The organism is Cobetia sp. SIMBA_158, assembly GCF_046566945.1.
Classification (GTDB): Bacteria; Pseudomonadota; Gammaproteobacteria; order Pseudomonadales; family Halomonadaceae; genus Cobetia; species Cobetia amphilecti.
Genome location: NZ_JAWJYL010000773.1, coordinates 1 through 251 on the forward strand (window position 1 = coordinate 1; position 251 = coordinate 251).

A 251-nucleotide genomic window follows, 5' to 3' on the forward strand; every position below is an offset into this window, starting at 1 on the left:
CTCTAAATTCTTTATTGTTCTTTTTACAGTAAAATTCTAATGAATCGTAAGCAGAAGGATGTTCAATATTAGTAGTGACTGCATTAGTTCCCTCAACATTTTCAATAATAGTTGAAACCATTTTAAACATTGTTTGAGATGCTGTTAGATCCGTTATTAAAGAACCGGATTTTGATCCGAACATTACATTCAATACATCATTCTTACATTTGTCCATAATGTCATTCAAATCTGTTGCTCTTTGATGATAT

The 251-nt window shown here is 29.9% G+C and carries 1 protein-coding gene; it reads right to left on the reverse strand.

Annotated elements, in window-relative coordinates:
* Window positions 1-229 (reverse strand): hypothetical protein (locus R2R70_RS21910; RefSeq protein ID WP_410979183.1); only part of this gene is annotated, 229 nt, incomplete at its 3' end.
* Window positions 230-251: the final 22 nt, after the last annotated feature.